Source organism: Burkholderia latens, from assembly GCF_902499045.1.
Classification (GTDB): domain Bacteria; phylum Pseudomonadota; class Gammaproteobacteria; order Burkholderiales; family Burkholderiaceae; genus Burkholderia; species Burkholderia latens.
In genome coordinates this window covers 91,250-97,507 of record NZ_CABVPL010000023.1, presented here as the reverse complement: position 1 = coordinate 97,507, position 6,258 = coordinate 91,250, and the positions used below count along the sequence as shown (strand labels likewise).

6 protein-coding genes are annotated in these 6,258 nt (G+C 68.0%); 1 reads left to right on the top strand and 5 read right to left on the bottom strand.

Going from position 1 to position 6,258, the window contains the following annotated elements:
• The 3 genes from BSE24067_RS17435 to BSE24067_RS17425 form a co-directional block, all read right to left on the bottom strand.
• On the bottom strand, window positions 1-146 hold a 146-nt coding region (locus BSE24067_RS17435; RefSeq protein WP_174904806.1), incomplete at its 3' end, for an NAD(P)-binding domain-containing protein.
• 17 nt (window positions 147-163) lie between these two features.
• Window positions 164-1,690: a CoA-acylating methylmalonate-semialdehyde dehydrogenase gene (locus tag BSE24067_RS17430; protein WP_151068393.1), complete on the bottom strand. Its 1,527-nt coding sequence runs from the start codon at window positions 1,688-1,690 to the stop codon at window positions 164-166.
• 117 nt (window positions 1,691-1,807) lie between these two features.
• Window positions 1,808-3,127 (bottom strand): MFS transporter, encoded by a 1,320-nt coding sequence (locus BSE24067_RS17425; RefSeq protein ID WP_151068394.1) that lies wholly within the window; start codon window positions 3,125-3,127, stop codon window positions 1,808-1,810.
• Window positions 3,128-3,283: 156 nt separating this feature from the next.
• On the opposite strand from BSE24067_RS17425, the gene BSE24067_RS17420 reads away from it, so the two are divergent.
• Window positions 3,284-4,243, top strand: a complete 960-nt coding sequence (locus BSE24067_RS17420) for a LysR family transcriptional regulator (RefSeq protein WP_151068395.1) — start codon at window positions 3,284-3,286, stop codon at window positions 4,241-4,243.
• A 215-nt stretch (window positions 4,244-4,458) separates the two neighbouring features.
• Here the strand turns inward: BSE24067_RS17420 and BSE24067_RS17415 are convergent, their stop codons facing one another.
• Complete coding sequence (locus BSE24067_RS17415; RefSeq protein WP_151068396.1) at window positions 4,459-5,181, bottom strand: haloacid dehalogenase type II; 723 nt, start codon at window positions 5,179-5,181, stop codon at window positions 4,459-4,461.
• A 267-nt stretch (window positions 5,182-5,448) separates the two neighbouring features.
• Entirely contained in the window at window positions 5,449-6,087 is a 639-nt protein-coding gene (locus BSE24067_RS17410) for a hydrolase (RefSeq protein WP_151068397.1), read from the bottom strand.
• Window positions 6,088-6,258 lie beyond the last annotated feature (171 nt).

The following is a 6,258-nucleotide window of genomic DNA, read 5'->3' as shown; positions in this document are numbered from 1 at the left end:
GACGCGGCGGCCGCCGCGCCCGCGCGCACCGCGGCGGCGACCGCGTTCGCGTCGAGGTCGAACACCGTCAACGCGTGGCCGGCCTCGAGCAGGTTGGCGGCCATCGGGCCGCCCATGTTGCCGAGTCCGATGAAAGCGATTTCCATGGGTAGGCTCCGTCGGGTCAGCGCAGCGCGATCGTCGTGTTCACGCCGCCGGCCGTCGCGTCGTCGTCGAACCAGCGCGCGGTGACGGTCTTCGTCTGCGTGTAGAACTGCACGACCTGCTTGCCGTACGGGCCGAGATCGCCGAGCTTCGAGCCGCGCGAGCCGGTGAAGCTGAAGTACGGGACCGGCACCGGAATCGGGATGTTGATGCCGACCTGCCCGACGTCGATCTCGCTCTGGAACTTGCGCGCGGCCGCGCCGCTCTGCGTGAAGAGCCCGACGCCGTTGCCCATCGGGTTCGCGTTGACGAGCGCGATCGCGTCGTCGAGCGTGTCGGCTTCCATCACGACCACCACCGGCCCGAAGATTTCTTCCCGGTAGATCGACATGTCGGTCGTCACGCCGGAGAAGATCGTCGGGCCGACGAAGTTGCCGTGTTCGTAGCCGGGCACCGTCACGTCGCGGCCGTCGAGCAGCAGCGTCGCGCCTTCGTTCACGCCGGCGTCGATCAGCGACACGATGCGCGCCTTCGCCGCCTTCGACACGACCGGCCCGACGTCGGTGCCGGCCTCTGCGCCCGCATTGACCTTCAGCGCCTTCGCCTTCTCGACGAGATCGGGCAGCCAGTCGCGCGCGCTGCCGACCAGCACGACGACCGACGTCGCCATGCAGCGCTGGCCGGCCGCGCCGAAGCCCGCGCCGACAAGCGCGTTGATCGTCTGCTCGCGATGCGCGTCGGGCAGCACGACCGCGTGATTCTTCGCGCCCATCATCGATTGCACGCGCTTGCCGTGCTGGCTGCCGAGGTTGTACACGTGCGTGCCGACGCGCGTCGAGCCGACGAACGAAATCGCCTTGACGTCCGGATGCGTGCACAGGCGGTCGACCACCGTCTTGCCGCCGTGCACGACGTTCAGCACGCCCTTCGGCACCCCGGCCTCGATCGCGAGCTCGACGAGCTGCATCGTCGACAGCGGATCCTGTTCGGACGGTTTCAGCACGAACGTGTTGCCGCACACGATCGCCATCGGGAACATCCACAGCGGGATCATGCCGGGGAAATTGAACGGCGTGATGCCCGCGCACACGCCGATCGGCTGGCGCAGCGTGTAGGTATCGACGCCGCCCGCGACGTTCTCCGCGAATTCGCCTTGCTGCAGCGTGCCGATCGAGCACGCATGCTCGACCACTTCGAGGCCGCGGAAGATGTCGCCCTGCGCGTCGGGCAGCGTCTTGCCTTGCTCGGCCGTCAGCGTGTGCGCGATCCGTTCGAGATTGCGGCGCACGAGATCCTGGAACTTCAGCATGATGCGCATGCGCGCACCGATCGGCGTCGTTTTCCACGTCTGGAACGCGCGCTGCGCGGACGCGATCGCGGCATCGACCTCGTCGAGCGTCGCATACGGCACGCGGCCGATGATTTCCTGCGTCGCGGGGTTGACGACGTCGCCCCATTCGGCGCTTTGCGAATCGACGAACGCGCCGTCGATCAGCAGCTTGGCGGTGGGCAGGGCGAGGGTGGTCTGGGGAACTGCGGCGTTCATGGAACTCTCCGGGGAAACGGTGGTGGTGCGAAGAAAACGGGCGGCCTGCGTCCGCCGCGCGTGCTTGCACGGCGGACGGCAGATCGAACGGAAATCGGGTGACGCGGGCCGGTGTGCCTACGTCCGCGCCGGCCGCATCAGCGCGGTACAAGCAAGCGCGAACACGCCGAAGCCGACGAGATACGCGATCACGTAATGCGGCTGGCCGCCGCCGGCCTTGAGCAGCGACGTCGCGATCATCGGCGCGAAGCCGCCGCCGATCACGCCGGCGAGCTGCACCGACAGCGAGATGCCGCTGTAGCGGATTTCCGCCGGAAACTGCTGCGCGAACAGCAGCGCCTCCGGCGCATACAGGATCGGAAACACGACGCCGAGGCCGAGCACGATCGCCCACCATGCGGTCGACGTCTGCTGCGTGCCGAGCATCATGAAGAACGGCGCGGCGAATGCGCACATCAGCACGAGGCCGATCGCGAACATCCTGCGCTGGCCGATGCGGTCGCTCAGATGTCCGCACAGCGGCATCGTGACGAGCGACAGCACCGCGCCGGCCGTGATCGCGTGCAGCATCTCGGCCTTCGGCAGATGCAGCTGCTGCGTCGCATATGCGAGCGCGAACGTGACGACCATGTAGAACCACGTGTTCTCGGCGGCGCGCGCGCCGACGATCGTCAGCACCTCGCGCGGATGGCGCCGCAGCGCGGCCGTCACCGGCGACTTTTCCGCCTTGCCCTGGCGCTGCATCTTCTCGAAGTCCGGCGACTCGGGCACCTTCGCGCGGATGAACCAGCCGAGGCCGACGAGCGCGATGCTCGCGAGGAACGGCACGCGCCAGCCCCACGACAGCATGTCGGCGTCCGGCAGTGCGGCGACCGCGGCCATCGCGAGCGACGACAGGATCAGCCCGAGCCCGACGCCCGTCTGTGGCAGGCTGCCGAACAGCCCCTTGCGGCCCTTCGGCGCGTGCTCGACGGCCATCAGCACCGCGCCGCCCCATTCGCCGCCCACCGCCATTCCCTGCAGGAAGCGCATCGCGATCAACAGCGCGGCGGCCCAGTAGCCGATGCTGTCGTATGACGGGATCAACCCTATGATCATGCTCGGCACGCCCATCAGCAGCAGCGTGATCATCAGCATCGCCTTGCGGCCGATGCGGTCGCCGAAGTGGCCGAACACGATGCCGCCCATCGGCCGGCCGATGAAGCCGACCGCGAACGTGCCGAACGCGGCGAGCGTGCCGACGACGGGGTCCAGCGACGGGAAGAAGATGCGGTTGAAGACGAGCGCGGCTGCGGTGCCGTAGAGGAAGAAGTCGTACCACTCGATCGTGGTGCCGGCCATGCTGGCCCAGCCGGCCAGCAGGTAGTGCTTCGCGGTGCGCTCGGGCACGGGTGTCGCGATGGTCGCATGCTCATCGAGGGTGGATCGGGTCTGCATGGTGTCTCCGGTTTTTGTTGCCCGCGGCTCATGGTCCGCAGGTCACGGTCGAGTATAGTTATGCGCGGATCCACGATGTACCGACAAGAAAACCGGTTGGATGTGCGTTTATGCATATCGACGGCCGGCCCGGAGACACCTGCCTTTTCCCCTGCGATGCGACACGCCACCGAGCCGGTTTCCGGCAACCTGAACTGGGACGACCTGCGCTTTTTCCTCGAAGTCGCGCGCACGCAGCGCGCGAGCGGCGCGGCGAAGCGCCTCGGCGTCGACTACACGACCGTCGCGCGGCGCATCCGCGCGCTCGAGGCCGCGATGGGCACGCTGCTGTTCGACAAGTCGCGCTCCGGCGGCTTCACGCTGACGGCCGAAGGCCAGCGGCTCGTCGCGTATGCGGATGCGATGGAGACGACCGTGCAGTCCGCGTGCGACCAGGTCGCGAACACCGGCGAGGCGCTGTCGGGCCACGTGCGGATCGGGTCGACCGAAGGGTTCGGCTGTTTCTTTCTCGCGCCGCAGCTTGCGCGGTTTCGCGTCGCGCATCCGCACGTGACGGTCGACCTGCTGCCGGTTCCGCATTTCGTGAACCTGCCGAAGCGCGAGGCCGACCTCGCGATCACGCTGGAGCGGCCGGAGCGCGGGCCCTACGTGGCCACGAAGCTGTGCGACTACCAGCTGAGGCTCTATGCGACGCGCGACTATCTCGCGCATCATCCTCCGATCGCGAGCACCGACGATCTTGCACGGCATGCGTTCATCAGCTACGTCGACGATCTCGCGTTCAGCAGCGAGTTGCTGTACCTGGAGCGCGCGGTGCCCGGCGCGACGGCCGGCTTGCGCACGACGAGCGTGATCGCGCAGGTGTTCGCGGCGCTGCAGGGCGGCGCGCTCGCGATCCTGCCGTGCTTCATGGCGGCCACGCAGCCGGCGCTGGTGCCGGTGCTGCCGGATGACGTGGTGGTCACGCGCTGCTTCTGGCTGACGTGCCGCGAGGATCTGCGCAAGCTGCGGCGCGTGACGGCGCTATGGGATTACCTGCGCGCGGCGGCCGATGCGAATCGCGCGTTGCTGATGGGAGAGTCGCAGCGGCTGCGGTTCGTCGGGGAGCCGGAATAGCGGATCGGCGGGTGACGCGGAGGGCGGCGGTCGATCGGCAGCCCGCCGCCGCGCAGGAACCTGCGGACTACGGCGCGTCGCGCCGACGGCATCGCGCGTGCGCATCGCAATCGGAGACGGTTGCGGCATCTTCCAGCCGCGTGCGGCGCGCGTACTCGATCGTCCCGTTCATCGTGCATCGCGATCGGTCGCGCGTCGTTGGGCGCCGTCGATACCTAGTCCGCGCAACCGAGCCGGTCCGCCAGTTCGTGCAGATTCTTCACGTCGAAGTCCCACGCATCATCGGCTTTCAGGTCGGTAGTCTGGTTCGGTCCGTGCTCGGACGGCCGCAGCACGAACGCGGTCGCGAGCCCGAGTTGCCGCGCGGCGGCGAGGTCGCCGTTGTGCGCGGCGACCAGGCACAGCTCGGCCGGCGCGACACCGAGAATCTCGACCGCGTCGGTATAGACCTTCGGCGACGGCTTGTACGCGTGCGAGACTTCGGCGCCGAGAATCGCGTCCCATGGCAGGCCGCCGCGTTTCGCGACGTCGACCATCAGCCGGATATTGCCGTTCGACAGCGGCGCGATCACGTAGCGCCGCTTCAGCCGCTGCAGTGCGGCGACGGAATCGGGCCACGGGTCGAGCCGGTGCCACGCGAGGTTGAGCGCGTCTATTTCGTCGTCCGGCACGCCGTCGATCCCGTAGCGGTCGAGCGTTCGCACGAGGTTCTCGCGATGCAGCACGTCGAGCCGCACGTAGCGCCTGCGGCCGCTGCGGATTTCCTCCATCGACGGCGAATATTCGCGGCGCCACGTATCGGCGAATTCGAGCGGATCGACATCGGGCGCATGGCGCGCGAGGAACGCGGCGGCGTCGCGCGCGACGCCGCTTCTCCAGTCGACGATCGTTCCGAACACGTCGAAAACGAGCGCCTTGATATCGGCAGGGTTCGTCATGGGATTCCGTGAAGGTCGTCGGTGGACACACCCGGCGCTGCGTTGCGGGAACGCTCGACGCCGGCTCGAACGACATTGAATCACGGATACGAAAACGCGGCTGAACGCGCCGTCGCGGCGAGCGGAGGGCGGAGGACGCAATGCCGAAACGGAATCGCCCCGCCCGGTCCGGGCGGGGCGATCCACGTCGGCGACGCTATGCGCTCGAGCGGCTCCGACGCGCGCCGGACGCGCGCCCACACCGCCGCACGCGCGCGGCGGCCGGCCTCAACTCTTGTCGTACGAGAACTGGATGCCCGCGGTGCCGCCGGTTTCGATGAACAGGTTCATGAATGCCGGCACGGTTTCGCTGCGCGCCCAGTCGCGCTGCAGCTCGCAGAACAACTGCGCGACGCTGATCATCTGCCCGCCGGCCTGCTCGATGCGGCGCAGCGCCGCTTCGTGCGCGGCGACCGACGTGCCGCCGACCGCGTCGACGACCACATACACTTCGTAGCCGGCCTTCAGCGCATCGAGTGCCGGGAAGGTCAGGCACGCCTCGGTCCACAGCGCGGTCATGATCAGCTTCTTGCGGCCGGTGGCTTCGACCGCCTTGCGGAACTCGACGTCTTCCCACGAATTGATGCTGGTGCGGTCGTAGGTCGGATAGCCTTCGAGCGCCGCGCGCAGCTGCGGGATCGGCGGCTTGTTCAGGCCGGTCTTCACGTTGACGGTGGAGTGGACGATCGGCAGCTTGTACGCGACAGCGGCCTTCGATGCGCCGACGATGTTGTTGATCAGCAGCTGGCGATCCATCGACGCGATCGAGTTCACCTGGACCGGCTGGTAATCGATGACGATGAATGCGGCGTTCTGCGGGGTGAGCAGGTGGTCGTTCGCGGGATCGCGAATCGGTTCGCTTGCCATGGTTGCCTCCAGAGACAAAGCAGGAAGTGAGAAAAATCCCGAGGGTCCAGGGTGCCGCGGCCGCGGCGTCGGGATCGTCGTCGCAGCGGGTCGCCTGCGCTGTCGCACGCCTCCGTCGGCGCGTGCGTCGCGGGCGAATGCTCCAAGCTTAGTCAATCGATTCGGCGCGCG

Excerpts from the sequence above, each read along its gene's own strand:
- BSE24067_RS17430 (WP_151068393.1), bottom strand. The coding sequence starts at position 1,690 with ATGAACGCCGCAGTTCCCCAGACCACCCTCGCCCTGCCCACCGCCAAG.
- BSE24067_RS17425 (WP_151068394.1), bottom strand. The coding sequence starts at position 3,127 with ATGCAGACCCGATCCACCCTCGATGAGCATGCGACCATCGCGACACCC.
- BSE24067_RS17420 (WP_151068395.1), top strand. The coding sequence starts at position 3,284 with ATGCGACACGCCACCGAGCCGGTTTCCGGCAACCTGAACTGGGACGAC.
- BSE24067_RS17415 (WP_151068396.1), bottom strand. The coding sequence starts at position 5,181 with ATGACGAACCCTGCCGATATCAAGGCGCTCGTTTTCGACGTGTTCGGA.
- BSE24067_RS17410 (WP_151068397.1), bottom strand. The coding sequence starts at position 6,087 with ATGGCAAGCGAACCGATTCGCGATCCCGCGAACGACCACCTGCTCACC.